We start from the raw sequence: 15,537 nt of genomic DNA on the forward strand, positions 1-15,537 counted from the left end.
GAGCAACCGGTTGCCCGCTTCGGTGGGCCGCGTCACGATTCCGTCTCACCGTCCACAGGGCCGCCCACGGGCCCCCGCGCGATCGCTAGGGTTGGACGGCGGTCACGGCGGCCGCCGCAGGACCGACGGGGCGCACAGTGCAGCAGACGGACACTTCTCACCAGGGACGCCTGCGCTCCCTGGTCCGCCGGTCCGCCACGGCGGTGTGTGCCGTCGGGCTCGCGCTCACCGGGTTCCTCGCACCCGGCGTCCTCGCCGGAGGTGCCGGCCCGAGGGCGTCCGCCGCGAACGGCCTCACCGAGGAGTCCCGCGCCACCTACGTCGTCGGCGCGAAGGGCAAGGTCACCGCCGAGGTGACCACCACGATCACCAACGTCACCCCCGACCGCGGCGACCGGTACTACTTCTTCGTCGACTACAGCATCCCCGTGCCGCACTCCGCGAAGGACGTCACCGCCACCAGCGGCGGCACCGACCTGCCGGTGCGACTCAGCGCCTCCGACGACCCGAGCACCCGCTACGCCGAGGTGAGCTTCGCGCCCCTGCGGTACGGACGCACCCGCACCATCGAGTGGACCTACCGGATCGCCGGCGACCCGATCCGCGACGACGAGCTGTGGACCCGCGTCGGACCCGGCTACGCCACCTTCCCCGTGCAGGCGTGGGGCGACGACGGCCGCACCCGCGTCGTCGTCCAGGCGCCCACCGGCTCCACCTTCGACGCGACCGACGAGTTCGACGAGAAGGCGGGCGACGAGCGCACCACCTACACCCTGCGGGAGAACAACGGCGACGGCGGCATCTGGTCGGCCGTGTCCGTGCGGGACCCGGAGAGGTCCGACGAGAAGCAGCTGGCCGTCGGCGACGGCGACACCCTCACCGTGCAGAGCTTCCCCGGCGACGACGCCTGGCTCACCTTCGCCGCCGAACGCATCGAGACCGGGATGCCCGAGCTGGAACGCCTCATCGGCGACCCGTGGCCCGGGCGCATCGACGTCGTGCGCGAGGACGTCTCGCCCCAGGTCCTCGGCTACGCCTGGTTCGACGACCACGGCGACGAGATCGTCGTCGGCGAGGAGTTCGACGACGCGACGCTCTACCACGAGCTCGGTCACGCCTGGTTCGACGGCGAACGCTTCACCGGCCGCTGGCTCTACGAGGGACTCACCGAGGTCACCGCCTACCGCGTGCTCGACGCCCTCGGGTCCGACGACGCACCCCGGCGCGCACCGGACCGCGACCACGCCGACGCCTTCGCCCTGCTCGACTGGACCGACACCGAGTGGGACCGGGAGGCCGACGACTACGGCTACCCGGCCGCCTACACGGCCGTGCAGGCCGTCCTCGGCGACCTCGACGACGAGACCTTCACCGCCGTCGTCTCCGCCGCGTTCGCCGGCGAGGACCCCTACGCCGCACCGGGCAGCGACCGCATCACCCGCGCCGTCGACTGGCAGCAGTTCCTCGACCTCGCCGCCGAACGCGGCGGTGTGGACGGGACCGAGGCGATGCGCACCTGGGTGGTGGGCTCCGAGGACGCCGCCCTCCTCGACGAGCGGACCGACGCCCGCGCCGCCTACGCCGCCTACGACGACGCCGACGGCGACTGGCAGCCGCCCCGAGCCCTGCGCACCGCCATGACGAGCTGGCGCTTCGCCGCCGCCACCGACACCGTCGACGCCCTCGCCACCACCGCACCCGTCGCCGCCGCGGTCCAGGACGCCGCCGAAACCACCGGCCTGCCCGTCCCGGCGGCCGTCCTCGACGCCTACGACGGCGCCGAGACCGCCGAGGACCACGCCGCGCTCCCCGAGCTCCTCGGCGAGGCGGCCACCACGATCGGCGCGGTCGGCGCCGCACGCGACACCGTCGCCGCCCAGGACGACCCCGTCACCGAGCTCGGGCAGACCCTGCTCGGGACCGCCGAGACCGCTGCCGACGCCCGCACCGCCCTCGCCGACGGCGACCTCGACCGGGCCCGGGCGCTCGCGGCCGACACGCAGTCCGCCGCCGACCGGGCCCCGTGGGTGGGGGCCGCCGTCGTCGTGGCGGCGCTGGCGCTGCTGACGGGTCTGGTCCTGCTGTCCCTCGGTCGGGTGCGGCGCAGGAAGCGACGGGCCACGGCGGAGGCCGGGGGACCCGACACCGACACCGACACCGGCAGCGACACCGACGCCGACACCCACGTCGAGGCGGGCGCCGACCAGGCGGCCGGTGACGATGCGGTCGAGGTCGGCGGTCACCCGCGGTGAACGGCGCCCGGCCCCGTCCGGTCAGTCGTGCAGGATCCGCTGGAAGAGCACGTGGTCCTGCCAGCGCCCCGCGATCTGCAGGTACGCGGGGGCGTAGCCGATCTGCTCGAACCCGGCGCGCGCCAGGACGTGCTGCGACGGCGTGTTGTGCGGCAAGGTCGCGGCCTGCAGGCGGTGCAGCCCGAGGACGTCGCGCGCCTGGACGGCACTCGCGCGGACGGCGGCCGTCATGACCCCGTGCCCGGTCAGGTCGCTCGCGAGCCAGTAGCCGACGTGGGCGCTGCAGAAGGCGCCGAGCACGACGTCGCTCACGGTGAGGCTGCCGACGATCCGCCCGTCCTGCTCCAGCACGTACGGCACCAGCCGGCCGGCCCGGTGGCCGTCGAGCTGGTCACGGATGCGGTCGACGTGCTGGTCGACGTCCTCGAACCCCTCGGGTCGCACCGGCTCCCAGGGGGCGAGGTGCTCCCGGTCCCGCCGTCGGGCGGCGGCCAGCGCCGGACCGTCGTCGATCCCGACGAGCCGCAGCGTCACGCCGGCGGGCAGCGCGACCGGGGTGACGCCGTCGGGCACCGTCAGATCTCCTCCGAGCGCAGCCGGGGTTCGGTGCGCAGCTCGGGACGGTACCCGGCCTTGTCGGCGTAGAACTCGCGGATCCGGTCCATGTCGCCGCCCACGTCCCCGGTGAGCCGGATGGTGGGGCCGAGTCCCGTCGTCATCGTCGTGCGGTCCACGTAGCCGAGCGTGACGGGCAGGTCGGCCTCGCGGGCGATGCGGTAGAAGCCGGACTTCCAGCCGTCCCCGGACCGGGTGCCCTCCGGGGTGACGACCAGGTGGAACACCTCGCCCGCACGGACGTGCTCCAGGACCTCCGCGACGACGCCGCTGGGGTCGCGGCGGTCCACGGGGATCCCGCCGAGGGCGCGCATGAGCGGTCCTTTCCACCCGGCGAACAGGCTGTGCTTGCCGAGCCAGCGCACGTCGAGGCCGAGGCGCCAGGAGATGGCGAGCATGAGGACGAAGTCCCAGTTGGACGTGTGCGGGGCACCGATGAGGATGCCGGCGTGCGGGGGTGCGGGTTCGGAGTGCAACCGCCACCGGCTCAGGCGCCAGAAGGCCGATGCGACGCCACGCCGGAGCGAAGAGAGCATCCGCCGATTCTACGGCCGGGAGCCTGCCCCGTGGGCGATGCCGGGCCCCGTGCTCCCGGCGGCGACCAGCGGGGTCCTGCTACGCAGGTTCGGGCGCCGACGGAGGCTGCGGAGCGACGTCGTCGGCCGGTGCGGCCTGCAGCGCACGGAAACGCTCGACGACCTTGATGAGGATCGCCACCACCGGCGTCGACAGGGCGGCGCCCAGCAGGCCGAACAGGGCCGCGCCCGCGATGGTGGACCCGAGGATGACGATGGGGTGCAGCTTGAGGGCGCCCTGGGACATGAAGGTCTGGATGATCGTCTGCACGCCGTTCTGGGCGATCAGGATCATGGCGAGCATGATGACCGCGGCGGTGATCCCGCCGGAGCCCAGGGCGATGAGGACCGCGAACGCGCCGGAGACGATCGCCCCCAGGAACGGCACGTACGCGGTGGCGAGGGTGACCACCGCGATGGCGAAGGCGAGCGGCAGGTCGAGGAACACGGCGGTGAGGCCGACGATGATCGCCACCACCAGGTTCGACACCGTCAGCACGAGGAAGTACTGGCGCATCGCCCAGGAGCTGTCCTCGATGATCCCCGCCCCGACGTCCTCGGCGACCCCCAGGTGGCGTGACGTCCAGCGGGTCAGCAGGTCCCAGTCGGCGAGCACGAAGTACAGCAGGAAGATCCCCACGAACGTGCCCATCACCAGGGCGGCCGTCCCTGAGAACACGTCGCCGAGCTGGGCGGTGAACCCGGACAGCAGCGACGTGCCCCACTCGGGCAGGCCCTCGGAGGCGTCAGTCAACGAGGGCATCGTCACCCCGGTCTCGGCCAGCCACACGGCGAGCGCGTCGAAGCCCCGGGAGATCTGCTCGCCGATCTCCGCGGACTGCTCGACCACGCCCCGCACCGCGACCCACAGCGTCCCGACCGCGACCGCGACCAGGCCGACGAGCACCACCAGCGCAGCGGCCGGGCGCGGCATCCACCGGCTGAGCACCACGCACACGGGCGCGAACAGCGCACCGACGACGAGCGCGATGACGAGGGGGACCACGAGTCCCGAGATCATCGACATGCCGAGGTAGACGGCGATCGCCGCCAGGACGATCCCGACCACCGCCCAGGCACGGCGACCCCACCGCAGAAGCGTCGAGCGCTCGCGCACGGGACCGGGGCGGACGGCTGCCATGGGCCGAACCTATCCGAGCAGGTCACCACCCGCGCCCCGACGCTCGGGTGCCGACGGCGGCGTGCTCAGCCGGCGATGCGATGCAGCGCGTCGAGATGCCTGGCCAGGGCGGAGCGACCCGGGCGGGTCAGGCGCAGCCAGGTGCGGGCATAGCGGCCGATCGCGTCCTTGCGGACCGCGACGTAGCCGACGGTCTCGAGCCGGCTCACCTGCTTGCTCAGGGCCGAGTCGCTGAGTCCGACGGTGTTGCGCACGACGCGGAACTCCGCCGCGTCGACCGACGCCAGTGCCGCGACGATGCTGAGGCGGACGGGGGAGTTGAGCAGGGGGTCGAGGTCATGACGCGGGTGTGGAGCGTCCGACTCGTCGGGCGTCATCGAGGTGCCCGCGCGACCCGGGCAGCGGCCCAGACGGCCGGGGCGGCGACACCGACGGCGATCGCGAGCGCGGCCGGCAGACCACCGGCGCCACGGTCGACGGTGGGGAACGCGGCCACCAGGAACAGCAGGCCGGTGCACAGCGCGCCCACCATGGCGGTGCGACGCACGCCGCGTGGAACGGTGCGGACGCGACGTTCCCGGTGGACGACGAGGGCGATCAGCGCCACCAGGGCGACCACCTGGAGAGCGGCTGTGATCAGCCCCTCCCATCGCGCACCCGCCGTGGCCCAGTAGGCACCGGCCCACAGTCCCCACAGGAGGCCCACCGCGGCGACCGAGGTGGCGTGGGTGCGCCGGTCTCCCGGACGTTCCACCGTGGTGGCTCCCGCCTGCGAGAGCAGGTGCGAGGCATCGCGGTGCGTCGGTGCGCCCTCGGGCCCCTGGAGGTGTTCCATGGTGGCACTTTAGGCAACTACTTTCCAACCCGGCAAGTATGTGCGTCGTCGCTCACATTCCCTGCGCTGCCGGGGCGCAGGGGAGGCTCCGGGCACGCGCCGGCAGTTCTGTCGGGGACACTGGGTGGCAGCAATGTCTGACGAGTGAAGGAGTCTCCGTGCCCCAGGGAACAGTCCGATGGTTCGACGCCGACCGAGGGTTCGGCTTCATCGACCTCGGGAACGAGGGCGACGACCTGTTCGTGCACGCGTCCGAGATCGTCGGCGACGACGGCCCGAAGCAGCTCCGCGAGGGGCAGGCCGTCGAGTTCGAGATGGGCGAGGGCGACCGCGGCCCGCAGGCGCGCCGAGTCCGCGTGACCGGCGACCTGGCCGCCGACGCGCCGCTGGGAGTCCTCGGCACCGTCAACTGGTACGAGCCCGCCAAGGGGTACGGCTTCGTCACCCCCGACGACGGCCGCACCGAGATCTTCGTCCACAGCTCGGCCATCGTCACCGGTGGCGTCATCGCCGAGGGTCAGCGGGTGGCGTTCCTCGTCGTCGACGGGGAGAAGGGGCCGCAGGCGGACAACCTGCTGCCGCTCGGCGCCCAGGCCGCCGCACCCGCGGCGGACGGCGCGGACGGCACGGTGACCTGGTACGACGACGTCAAGGGCTTCGGGTTCATCGCTCCCGACGCAGGCGGCGACGACGTCTTCGTGCACGTCAAGGCGCTCGGCCGCGGCCTGACCGAGCTCGACGAGGGCGCGCGCGTGACGTACGACGTCGTCGCGGGCGACAAGGGCCCGAACGCTCGCAACGTGCAGGTCGTCGGCGGCTCCCGCGGCGCTCGCGGTGGTGCGGACCGCGGCCGCCCGGGGCGCCCGGGTGCGTCGGGCGGGCCGGTGCGCGGTGGCGAGGGCACCGTGGCGCGCTACGACGAGGACCGGGGCTTCGGCTTCATCACGCCCGACGCCGGGGGTGAGGACCTGTTCGTGCACGTCTCGGTCGTGCGGGGATCCGAGATCCTGGAAGAGGGCGACCGGGTCCGGTACAAGGTCCGCCAGAGCGATCGGGGGCCGCAGGCCGACGGCGTCGAGATCGTCTGAGCCGGCATCGTCCGAGTCGAGCTCGTCGGAGCGACAGGGCACCGGAACGCCCGCGGCGGTCATCGCCGCGGGCGTTCCTGTGCCCCGGCTGTAGGTTCGCGCGGTACCTGTCGGACGAGCGGGGCTGTGGCCTGCAGCTTCGCGGTAGCGTGTCGTAGCCGGGTTCTCATTAGGGTGGCGAGTTCCTCAGACGGCAGACCCGCGGTGCGCTGGTACTCAACCGTCGCATGTGCGGGACTCCTGCCAGATCAGATGATGATGCTCCTATGGGTGTCAAGCGGCCCTGAGGAGGGCGCGGTAGGCGGTCGCCAGCTCTGCGTTGGGGGCGTCGTCCGCGTTCGAGTTCGCTGATTCGCGCGGGCTCCACGGCCAGGATCGCGGCGACCTGGGCGAGGGTCTTGCCCTGCTCGTGGCGTAGCTGGCGCAGGTCACCGGTCGCGGGGACTGGGTCGGGTCGGACGAGAAGTCGGAACGCTTCGCGAGCGATGGCGCGCTTGAGGCAGCGCAGGACGTCCTTGGTCGACTTTCCGCTGGCGCGCAGGCGCGTGGAGTAGGACTTCGTGCGCGGGTCGGCGGAGAGTGCGTTCTGGTGCAGCGCCCAGTTCGCCTGCCGGTCGCCTCCGCGGTTGAGTCGGTGCCGGTGCGTCTTGCCGGAAGATGCCGGGATCGGTGATGCTCCGCACAGGGCGGCGAACGAGGCCTCCGACCGCAACCGGTCAGGGTTGGCCCCGGCGGTGACCAGGAGCGTGGCGGTGGTGATCACGCCGTAGCCCTTGGTGGCGATCATGGCGGGAGCCGTGTGCTGGACCAGCACGCGCAGGTCGTCCTCGAGCTCGTCGATCTCGGCGGTGAGGTACTGGTGGCGGCGTGCAAGACGTCGCAGGGCGGATCCGGTCGCCGCGGTCACCGAGTCGGTGGCCGAACCGGGTCGGGTGGCCGCGATCGTCTCGATGAGTTCGGGCTCCCGGTACCGTGACCAGCGCACGCGCTGCGCCTCGGGGGCAGTGACCAGCATCGATCTGATCTGTCGGATCACGGCGACGCGTGCCTTGACGGCACTGCGCCGCACGATCAGCAGCACGCGGATCTGTTCGACGGCACTGTCGCCGGCCTTGGCCAGCGGAAGCGATTCGGGTTCGGCCAGCGCCTGGGCAGCAGCGGCGTAGGCGTCGATCGGATCAGACTTGCCCCTGCGACGCTGGGCGCGGCGAGGACGGATGACTTCCCGAAACGGTACGCCTTCACCACTCAGGAAGCGGGCGAGCCCGGCCCCGTAGGAGCCGGTGCCCTCAACGCCGATGAGGCCGATCTGACCGAACGAACGCACGAACCGGAGCAGCTCGTCGTAGCCGGCTGCCGTCGCCGGGACGGCCCGGTCGCCGAGCTTGGCTCCCGTTGCCGACAAGACGGCCACGTGATGCGTCTCGGAGTGGGTATCGACGCCCGCGACGATGGTGGGCGCCCCGATGACGTTAGTGACGGAAGTAGTCATGATGGACCTCTGGCCGACATGCGTCGGACCGGCGCCCACGCCGCCCGAGCGTGGACGGATCAGTTCCAAGACAGGCCCTCGGTCGTCAGTCACCGACGGGGTCACACGCTCGGACGACGCGGACCCCTACACCATCAACGTCACCTATCCGTGCAGCAGTCCCTGACGTGACCGCTCGTCGTGGAGTGGTTTCGGGCCGGGGCCCAACTCAACGACGAGCGGTCACGCCATACCGTCTAGGGCCCGTCATGTCCAGAACTCAGGCCCTACTCGGTCACCGCTCGGAGAGAAGCGGCGACATCTCGAGAGATGGGGTTCTCGACTCCAACAGATGTGAACGTCGAGTCGCTGCTCTTCGCATAGATGGACTGTGCACTGTTTAGGGGCTGATAAGGTGCGCCCTCGAACGCGGCGAGATAGAACGCGGCGTCCTCGTTCAGCGCGAGTGGGTCGATTCCCTCAGCCTCACGGTAAGTGACGCCCCCCATCGTGCCCCCCAGGATCGCAACTTCCACGGTCTCGCCACGGCGTGCATCGCCCTGCAAGACCTGGTCGACCTCGACCTCGTAGACCGTGTACGTCAACAGACTCGACAACTCCTCACCTTCGACATCGCCAGAGCCAGGATCAAGTTCCGAGTCTCCTGGCACGGGTGCCTCTGCCGCAACATCGATCTGCCGTACTTCACTGGATATCGGTGTACCAATCACAATGAGGTCCGAAGATGATTCCAGATCTTCGACACTTGAGTAGACCGGATACGAAGCGTGGTAGACCACCTCGTCGCCGCTAGATGCGGGTGAGCATCCAGCAATCGACGCGACCGATGCGCCCAGGCCGACGCCGACGAGTGCGGTGCGGATCAGTTTACTCATCAAATCTCCCTAGTAAATGCGAATGACTTCGTCGAGGTCATAGCTGAAAAGGCCAGTAGACGGGTTGGACGACGAGGAAAGATACTTCATGACGGAGGACCGACTGGTGCTTGGGTTGTCAGCGAGCGAGAGTCCGTGACCTAGCTCGTGATTGGAGACCCACTGTGCCCAGCGCGCAAATGTGCCACCGGTCATGTCGTTAATTCTCGTCGCGTTTGCCTTGATCGTAAAGGAGCGATCCGAACGAGTACCTCCCGGCGTGTACAGGCCGAGCCAGGTAGTACTGTAGTTGGACGCCGTCATCTTCTTGTTCGAGCTTGATGAGTTCGCGATCGAAGTCCCCGTTTTGCTGTAGGTGTTGCTCCACGTGGTGATCCCATGCTTCAGGTATCCATTCCACGTGCTGTTCACGCCCGTGATTTGGACCGAGAAGATGTTGTCGCCAACACCGCCGGAGTAGTAGGTGGCTGACGCGGGAAGGCTTGAAGCCAATGCAAGCCAACCCGCAGCGACAAACGCTGTCACAGCCATTCGAGCATTCTTTCTACTTGCGTGAGTGGGCACCCGAGGTCCTTTCGTTGGGGTGGTTCGCCGCTTGGGATTCTGGTGCCACCCATGAGGGTTGTCAAGTGTTGGGCGCAAATCTTTCATGTCAGGTCAGGTGCGATTTGGGCATGGCGTTTCGACCCGTGTGTGGCGCTCACGCAAGATCTGATTTTCGCGGGGTGAAGGGCGGCGCCTCGCGAGGCTTGCTTGTCGCCTATACGTTGCCGTCGGCAGCAGAACATTTCACCGGCGCCTCGATCGTTACCGAATCGTGACTGACCTCGGGCGTTTCTCCCAACTCCGCGCGCGGCGGTGGCGGCGGACTCTCGGCCGTGAGCCGTTTCCAGATCCTGACGAACAAGCAGTGGAAGCGGATCGAACCGTTGCTGCCGTCGAACGCCGGAGAGGTTGGTGGCTCATCGCAGATGAAGGTGTAGCAGCGGTCTGAAGCCGCCGGCTTCCAGGAGGGATCGGGCGATGTAGTGGGCCAGGTTGCGAAATCCGAGGGCGGAGCCGCGTAGGTGCTCGAGCCTGCCGTTGATCGCCTCGGTCGGACCGTTGCTGGTGCCGGGTAGGTCGAAGTAGGCCAGGACGTCGGTGGCACGCTTCGTGAGCGTTCGTCCGAGTCGGCGCAGCTCGACGAGGGCGGCGGGCACGGACTTGCTGACGGAGTTGATGACCGCAGTCATGAGCTCGCGGCCGCGGGCCTTGTCGGGGTGGCGGTAGGCGCTGATCATCCGCTGGTAGATGCCCCAGGTCGCCTCGACCTCGATGTGTTCCTCGACGGCGAACAGTGCTTCAAGTCGAGCGTGCTGCTTGTCGGTGAGCAGGCTGGAACCGGTGTGCAGGGTCCGCCGGGCCCGGTAGAGCGGATCCTTGGATCGTCCGCGGTGGCCGTGCAGGTCTTGCTGGACTCGGCGTCGGCAGCGGTCCAGGGCGTCGCCCGCGAGCTGCACGACGTGGAAAGGGTCCATCACCGCCGTCGCGTCGGGCAGTTCTTCGGTGGTGGCGGTCTTGAAGCCGGTGAAGCCGTCCATCGCGACGACCTCGATGCCGTCGCGCCAGGTCTTCGGGCGCCCGACCAACCACTGCTTGAACGCGTTCTTCGAGCGGCCCTCGACCATGTCGAGCAGGCGGGCAGGTCCGGCGCCGTCGCGGATCGGGGTGAGGTCGATGATGACGGTCACGTACTTGTCGCCCCTGCGGGTGTGTCTCCATACGTGTTCGTCGACGCCGATCATCCTGACGCCGTCGAACCGGGTGTCGTCGTCGATCAGGACGCGCTGGCCCTCGGCCAGGATGGCGTCGTTCGCGGTGTGCCACGCGACCGCCAACGCTTCGGCCACCCGGGCGACGGTCAGGTGCCCGACGACCAGCCCGACCAATGCCCAGCGCACCGCCGCGCGCGACAGCTTCGCCCGCGGTCCAGCAGCCTTCGTGGTGTCCTGGCGCCACACACGCGAGCATCCCGCACAGCGGTAGCGGCGCACCCTGATCAGCAACGTCGTCGGACGCCACCCGAACGGCTCATGCGCCAGACGCCGCGTCACGGTGTCTCGGATGACGCCCTCGGCGCCGCACCTGCGGCAGAACGGATCGTCCTGCCGGCCTGCGACACGGCAGTCCAGCACCGCCCGGTCGGGCTCCACGTGCTGCCCGACAGCGACGAGGCCGAGCTCGTCCAGGCGCGCGAAGGTGGTCAGGTCAGGAGCAGCGAAGGTAGCGTCACGCACGTCGAGGTCTTCCGGATGGCCAGTGTGAGAACTTCCATCCTGGGGGACCTCGACCCCTGCCCGGACGCCGTGTCACCGTGTGTCGCCCTGCGCACCTCATGCAGAAGCGCGTCGGACTGCCCGGTCGAGCCGCCAGCGAGAGTCGAGTGCCATCGACCTCGCAAGACGTGGAGACTTATCGGATGAGTGCACCAACGGAGAAGTTCTCAGTTCACGACGAGCCGGCCTGGCGCGAGCGCGCGAACTTCATCGTCAATGCCGCACTGCCCGAGCAAGAACGCTACGAACAGCTGTGGTGCCGCCAGGTCAGCGACGACACCTTCGAGGTGTGCTGCATCCCGTTCTTCCTGTATGACGTTGCACTGGGAGACCTGGTGCAGACGGCTCCGCAGGCGGAGCGCGAGTACGTCGTAGCAGGAGTGCTGCGCCGATCCGGTCGCTAGGGACTGCTGCACGGATAGGTGACAGCGGGTGTCAGGCGGCGAGTGCGACCTGAGTGGTCATGATGGCTTCGTACTCGATGGGGGTCAATCGTCCGAGGCGGGCCTGGCGGCGGCGTCGGTGGTAGGTGCGTTCGATCCAGGTGATGATCGCGATCCGCAGGTCTTCGCGGGTGGTCCAGCGGCGCCGGTTCAGGACGTTCTTCTGCAGCAGCGCGAAGAAGGACTCCATGGCGGCGTTGTCTCCCGCGGAGGCGACCTGCCCCATGGATCCGCGCAGGTCGTGACGGCGCAGCGCGGCCAGGAATCGCCGGCTTCGAAATTGCCCGGGCTCAACCGGTGGTCGCAACACCCGAGGTCAGGAGGGTGTTGTGGGACGACCGTCGAGATGGGTGACGGAGGTGGCCAAGCGGGGGCCGATGCGGTCTCCGGGACATCCGGGCCATCAGCGCGCGGTGGAGCGCGCGTTCTGGGATGAGGTCGCCACCGGGAAGCTGCCGCGGGAGGCCGCAGAAGCCGTGGGTGTGGCGCAGGCCGTGGGGCAGCGGTGGTTCCGCCACGCTGGCGGGATGACGCCGTACTCCTGGCCTGCCCCGTCGGGCCGGTATCTGTCGTTCGCAGAGCGAGAGGAGATCGCGATCCTCAACGCGCTCGGCAAGGGCGTTCGCGAGATCGCCGGCGCGCTCGGGCGGAGCCCGTCGACGGTCTCGAGGGAGCTACGCCGCAACGCGGCAACCCGCGGCGGCAAGGTCGAGTACCGGGCGTCGGTGGCGCAGTGGAAGGCGGAGCTGTACGCCCGCCGGCCCAAGGCCGCAAAGCTCGCGACGAACCCCGAGCTACGGAAGTACGTCGAGGAACGCCTCGCCGGACAGATCCGCCTGCCGAACGGTGTGATCGTGCCCGGTCCGACCGTGCGGGAGTGGAAGGGGCTGAACAAGCCGCACCGTCAAGATCGCCGGTGGGTCAACGCGTGGAGCCCCGAGCAGATCTCGCACCGGCTCAAGATCGACCACCCCGATGATGAGTCCATGCGGATCAGCCACGAGGCGATCTACCAGGCCCTGTTCATCGAGGCCAGGGGCGCGCTCAAGCGCGAACTCATCCTCTGCCTGCGCACCGGGCGGGCACTGCGCATGCCTCGCGCCCGCTCCAAGCGGGCGGCCTGGGCGCACGTCACCCCCGACGTCCTGATCAGCGAGCGGCCCGCAGAGGCAGACGACCGGGCCGTTCCAGGTCACCACGAGGGCGATCTGATCATCGGGATCAACAGGTCAGCGATCGGGACCGTCGTCGAGCGCACAACAGGCTTCACGACGCTCGTCCATCTACCGCGAGAGGTCGGGTGGCGCGAGCAGCCCATCGTCAAGAACGGGGTCTCGCTCTCGGGCTACGGCGCCATCTCGATGAACAAGGCGTTGGCGGCGGCGCTGGCATCGATGCCTGACGATCTGAAGCGGTCACTGACTTGGGACCGCGGTAAGGAGATGTCGGCCCACGCGCAGTTCACCATCGACACCGGCCTGAAGGTCTACTTCGCCGACCCCCGCAGCCCTTGGCAGCGCGGAACGAACGAGAACACCAACGGGCTGCTGCGCCAGTACTTCCCCAAGGGCACCGACCTCGCCCGGTGGAGACCGGACGACCTCCAGGCCGTCGCTCACGCTCTGAACACTCGCCCCCGCAAGAGACTCGGCTGGCGTACCCCCGCCGAAGCCTGGAACGAGCACCTACTATCCCTGGAACAGCAACGTGTTGCGACGACCAGTTGAATCCGCCTTGGCTGCCCCTGTCGGAGTGGACGATGCAGCCGGCCACCGCGCGGCCCTCCACGGTCCGTCTGGCGACGGCGTTCTCCAGCGCGGCGACGGCCAGACAGGACTTCATGCGGTCGCTGATGGAGTAGCCCACGATCCGGTTGGAGTAGACGTCCTTGATCGCGCAGAGGTAGACCTTGCCGGTGCTGGTGGGGTGCTCGGTGATGTCGGTCAGCCACAGCTCGTTCGGCGCGGCCGCGGTGAAGTTCCGCTGGACGAGGTCGTCGTGCGCGGGCGGGCCGGGCCTCTTGCCGTTCTTCGACCGCTTCTTGCCGAACACGCTCCACCAGCGCCCGTCGCGGCAGACCCGCCACATCGTGCGGTCGCACGCGACATGGCCCGCCTCGCGGGCCTCGTCTGCCAGCAGCCGGTACCCGTACTCCGGGTCATCGCGGTGGGCGTCGAACAGGGTGTTGGCGAGATGCGCCTGGGCCAGCTCACGGGCGCTGACCGGTGCGGCGAGCCACCGGTAGTACGGCTGGCGGGCAAGGTTGAGGACCCGGCACGTCACCGCGACGGGGATCCCGTCTTCGGCGAGCTCTCGGACGAGCGGGTAGCTCATTTTCCCGGCAGGTGCGCCTGGGCGAAGTACGCCGCCGCGCGGCGCAGCACCTCGTTCTCCTGCTCGAGGAGCTTGTTGCGACGCTTGAGATCGCGCAGCTCGGCCGACTCGGACCTCGTCACGCCGGGCTTGGCACCGTCCTCGACGTCAGCGGCATGCAGCCAGTTGCGCAGGCACGACTCGGAGATGCCGAAGTCCTTCGCGATCTGCTTGATCGGAGTCTCGCCCTGGCGGGCGATCGCCACGACGTCGTCGCGGAACTCCTTCGGATGGGGTCTGGGCACGGGACACATCCTTCCAACAGCACCCGCAGGCACCACAGGTCAGGTGTCACCTATCCGTGCAGCAGTCCCAGTTCCACGATGACGCCCGTCAACCGTTCGATTCGGGCTCGCTCGGTCTTTGGCACCATCGACAGTGACAGTGCAGAGTCGGTCACGTCGTCGGTGTCGTCGTCGGACGGTGGTGCAGCGTCGATCGTCAGCTGAGCGAGTCGGTTGACCGAGACAGATGCGGTGCTGCCGCCTCGCTTCAGGGTCGCGCGGCCTTCACCGAGGGCGCACAGCTCCCAGTACGCCCCTTCCCACCAGACTTGCCCGCCGATCTGCATCCGCGTCGTCTTCGGAGCGTTCATGCCACCCCGATCCAGCTGGACCTCGCCAGCGGGACTGTCATGTCGCAGCGAAGGCGGCCCTTCCACAGGGCGGCAAGGATGGCGAGCCGCGGTAGCGACGTGAGGTCCGGCTGCGACAGCAGGCGGCGCTCAAGCTCCTCGATCGTTGTCGTGGAACGGGCCTCGCGGACGACCACCTCAAGTGACTGCTCGTCGCACACCCAAGACAGGCGACCTGCGGCGATCATCTGGATGTTGCGGAGCACTGTCCGACTCGCCCCGGTCCAAACTTCGTAGGACCAGCCGCGCTCCTCGATCACTCGCCGGGTCCAATCGAGCGCCGTCGTGACCTCGGGCTTGCTCAGAGCCTGCGGCGCTTTGACATCGACGACGTGCACGCGGCCGTCGACCGCGAGACACATGAAGTCTGGAAACCGAGTGCGCTTGGCGGCACCATCAAATCCTTCGATCAGGATGGGCTGAGCGGCGATCCTGACGACGGAGGGGTCGAAGTCGGCAGTCCACAACCAGTCCCTCTCGAGGAGGCTCTCGTAGACGACGTGGCGTCCCATGGTCGACGACCAAAAGTGCCCGGGGTAGTGCCTCTGGCCGACGTACGAGGGCGGCATCCGGACAGGCAGGCCGTCGGCGACCTGCCGAGCATCGATCGAGTCGAGAGGCGCCGAGCGTTCCACGCCGTCGCCGTCGACGTAGGTAGCACGAAGAGTGGACGAAACGGTCACAAGCCGCATCATGCCCGATGACACGCTAACGCGAAATATGCCACGACCATGACACGGTAACGCTAAATATGACAGGTTCAACGCGAACCTACACCGGCATCGCTCAGGGCGAACGGGGCGCCTCACTTGCAGGAATATCCGTCTCTGCGCCGAGGTTGAGCCAGGTGGACTCAACTTTGAGCGTCTCGACTGGACATGCTCCGGGTCGCGTCC

General features: G+C 69.1%; 16 protein-coding genes and 2 pseudogenes. 4 read left to right on the top strand and 14 right to left on the bottom strand.

The genetic code is table 11. From position 1 onward, the window contains the following. Positions 1–137: 137 nt before the first annotated feature. Positions 138–2,252: a hypothetical protein gene (locus tag ACNHYB_RS12725; protein ID WP_418275707.1), complete on the top strand. Its 2,115-nt coding sequence runs from the start codon at positions 138–140 to the stop codon at positions 2,250–2,252. Between the two features lie 21 nt (positions 2,253–2,273). On the opposite strand, the gene ACNHYB_RS12730 is transcribed toward ACNHYB_RS12725, so the two are convergent. The 5 genes from ACNHYB_RS12730 to ACNHYB_RS12750 all read right to left on the bottom strand — a co-directional run bounded on the left by ACNHYB_RS12730 (position 2,274) and on the right by ACNHYB_RS12750 (position 5,418). Then, positions 2,274–2,825, bottom strand: a complete 552-nt coding sequence (locus ACNHYB_RS12730; RefSeq protein ID WP_418275708.1) for a GNAT family N-acetyltransferase — start codon at positions 2,823–2,825, stop codon at positions 2,274–2,276. A 2-nt stretch (positions 2,826–2,827) separates the two neighbouring features. After that, complete coding sequence (locus ACNHYB_RS12735; RefSeq protein ID WP_418275709.1) at positions 2,828–3,403, bottom strand: 1-acyl-sn-glycerol-3-phosphate acyltransferase; 576 nt, start codon at positions 3,401–3,403, stop codon at positions 2,828–2,830. Between the two features lie 79 nt (positions 3,404–3,482). Then, on the bottom strand, positions 3,483–4,583 hold the full coding sequence (locus tag ACNHYB_RS12740) for an AI-2E family transporter (protein WP_418275710.1): 1,101 nt from the start codon (positions 4,581–4,583) through the stop codon (positions 3,483–3,485). A 65-nt stretch (positions 4,584–4,648) separates the two neighbouring features. Further along, positions 4,649–4,960 carry a winged helix-turn-helix domain-containing protein gene (locus ACNHYB_RS12745; protein ID WP_418275711.1) on the bottom strand — a complete coding sequence of 104 codons (312 nt, stop codon included), beginning with the start codon at positions 4,958–4,960 and terminating at the stop codon, positions 4,649–4,651. Further along, the gene (locus tag ACNHYB_RS12750; RefSeq protein ID WP_418275712.1) at positions 4,957–5,418 is read right to left on the bottom strand and encodes a hypothetical protein; all 462 of its coding nucleotides are present in this window, start codon (positions 5,416–5,418) and stop codon (positions 4,957–4,959) included. The genes ACNHYB_RS12745 and ACNHYB_RS12750 overlap by 4 nt, the downstream gene beginning before the upstream one ends. Positions 5,419–5,576: 158 nt before the next feature. On the opposite strand from ACNHYB_RS12750, the gene ACNHYB_RS12755 reads away from it, so the two are divergent. After that, positions 5,577–6,506: a cold-shock protein gene (locus ACNHYB_RS12755; RefSeq protein ID WP_418275713.1), complete on the top strand. Its 930-nt coding sequence runs from the start codon at positions 5,577–5,579 to the stop codon at positions 6,504–6,506. Between the two features lie 169 nt (positions 6,507–6,675). Here ACNHYB_RS12755 and ACNHYB_RS12760 read toward each other — a convergent pair whose 3' ends face one another. The 4 genes from ACNHYB_RS12760 to ACNHYB_RS12775 form a co-directional block, all read right to left on the bottom strand. Continuing rightward, the gene (locus tag ACNHYB_RS12760) at positions 6,676–7,998 is read right to left on the bottom strand and encodes an IS110 family transposase (RefSeq protein WP_418275714.1); all 1,323 of its coding nucleotides are present in this window, start codon (positions 7,996–7,998) and stop codon (positions 6,676–6,678) included. A 266-nt stretch (positions 7,999–8,264) separates the two neighbouring features. Continuing rightward, complete coding sequence (locus tag ACNHYB_RS12765) at positions 8,265–8,873, bottom strand: hypothetical protein (RefSeq protein WP_418275715.1); 609 nt, start codon at positions 8,871–8,873, stop codon at positions 8,265–8,267. Positions 8,874–8,882: 9 nt separating this feature from the next. Then, the gene (locus tag ACNHYB_RS12770; RefSeq protein ID WP_418275716.1) at positions 8,883–9,404 is read right to left on the bottom strand and encodes a hypothetical protein; all 522 of its coding nucleotides are present in this window, start codon (positions 9,402–9,404) and stop codon (positions 8,883–8,885) included. A gap of 431 nt (positions 9,405–9,835) precedes the next feature. Continuing rightward, positions 9,836–11,152, bottom strand: a complete 1,317-nt coding sequence (locus ACNHYB_RS12775; protein WP_418275718.1) for an ISL3 family transposase — start codon at positions 11,150–11,152, stop codon at positions 9,836–9,838. Between the two features lie 182 nt (positions 11,153–11,334). On the opposite strand from ACNHYB_RS12775, the gene ACNHYB_RS12780 reads away from it, so the two are divergent. Beyond that, positions 11,335–11,595, top strand: a complete 261-nt coding sequence (locus ACNHYB_RS12780) for a DUF4265 domain-containing protein (RefSeq protein WP_418275719.1) — start codon at positions 11,335–11,337, stop codon at positions 11,593–11,595. A 31-nt stretch (positions 11,596–11,626) separates the two neighbouring features. Here the strand turns inward: ACNHYB_RS12780 and ACNHYB_RS12785 are convergent. Next, positions 11,627–11,917 (bottom strand): annotated as a pseudogene (locus ACNHYB_RS12785) (integrase core domain-containing protein); the annotation flags it as partial. Positions 11,918–12,011: 94 nt separating this feature from the next. On the opposite strand from ACNHYB_RS12785, the gene ACNHYB_RS12790 reads away from it, so the two are divergent. Further along, entirely contained in the window at positions 12,012–13,361 is a 1,350-nt protein-coding gene (locus ACNHYB_RS12790; RefSeq protein WP_418278049.1) for an IS30 family transposase, read from the top strand. A gap of 19 nt (positions 13,362–13,380) precedes the next feature. Here the strand turns inward: ACNHYB_RS12790 and ACNHYB_RS12795 are convergent. The 4 genes and pseudogenes from ACNHYB_RS12795 to ACNHYB_RS12810 form a co-directional block, all read right to left on the bottom strand. After that, positions 13,381–13,968 (bottom strand): annotated as a pseudogene (locus tag ACNHYB_RS12795) (DDE-type integrase/transposase/recombinase); the annotation flags it as partial. Further along, positions 13,965–14,252, bottom strand: coding sequence for a transposase (locus ACNHYB_RS12800; RefSeq protein ID WP_418275720.1), 288 nt, complete (start codon positions 14,250–14,252; stop codon positions 13,965–13,967). The gene ACNHYB_RS12800 and the pseudogene ACNHYB_RS12795, both read right to left, overlap by 4 nt. Positions 14,253–14,302: 50 nt before the next feature. After that, positions 14,303–14,602 carry a hypothetical protein gene (locus tag ACNHYB_RS12805; RefSeq protein ID WP_418275721.1) on the bottom strand — a complete coding sequence of 100 codons (300 nt, stop codon included), beginning with the start codon at positions 14,600–14,602 and terminating at the stop codon, positions 14,303–14,305. After that, entirely contained in the window at positions 14,599–15,336 is a 738-nt protein-coding gene (locus tag ACNHYB_RS12810; protein WP_418275722.1) for a TnsA-like heteromeric transposase endonuclease subunit, read from the bottom strand. Before ACNHYB_RS12810 ends, ACNHYB_RS12805 begins: the two co-directional genes overlap by 4 nt. Between the last annotated feature and the right edge of the window lie 201 nt (positions 15,337–15,537).

Source organism: Isoptericola jiangsuensis (assembly GCF_048320105.1).
GTDB classification, from domain to species: domain Bacteria; phylum Actinomycetota; class Actinomycetes; order Actinomycetales; family Cellulomonadaceae; genus Isoptericola; species Isoptericola jiangsuensis_A.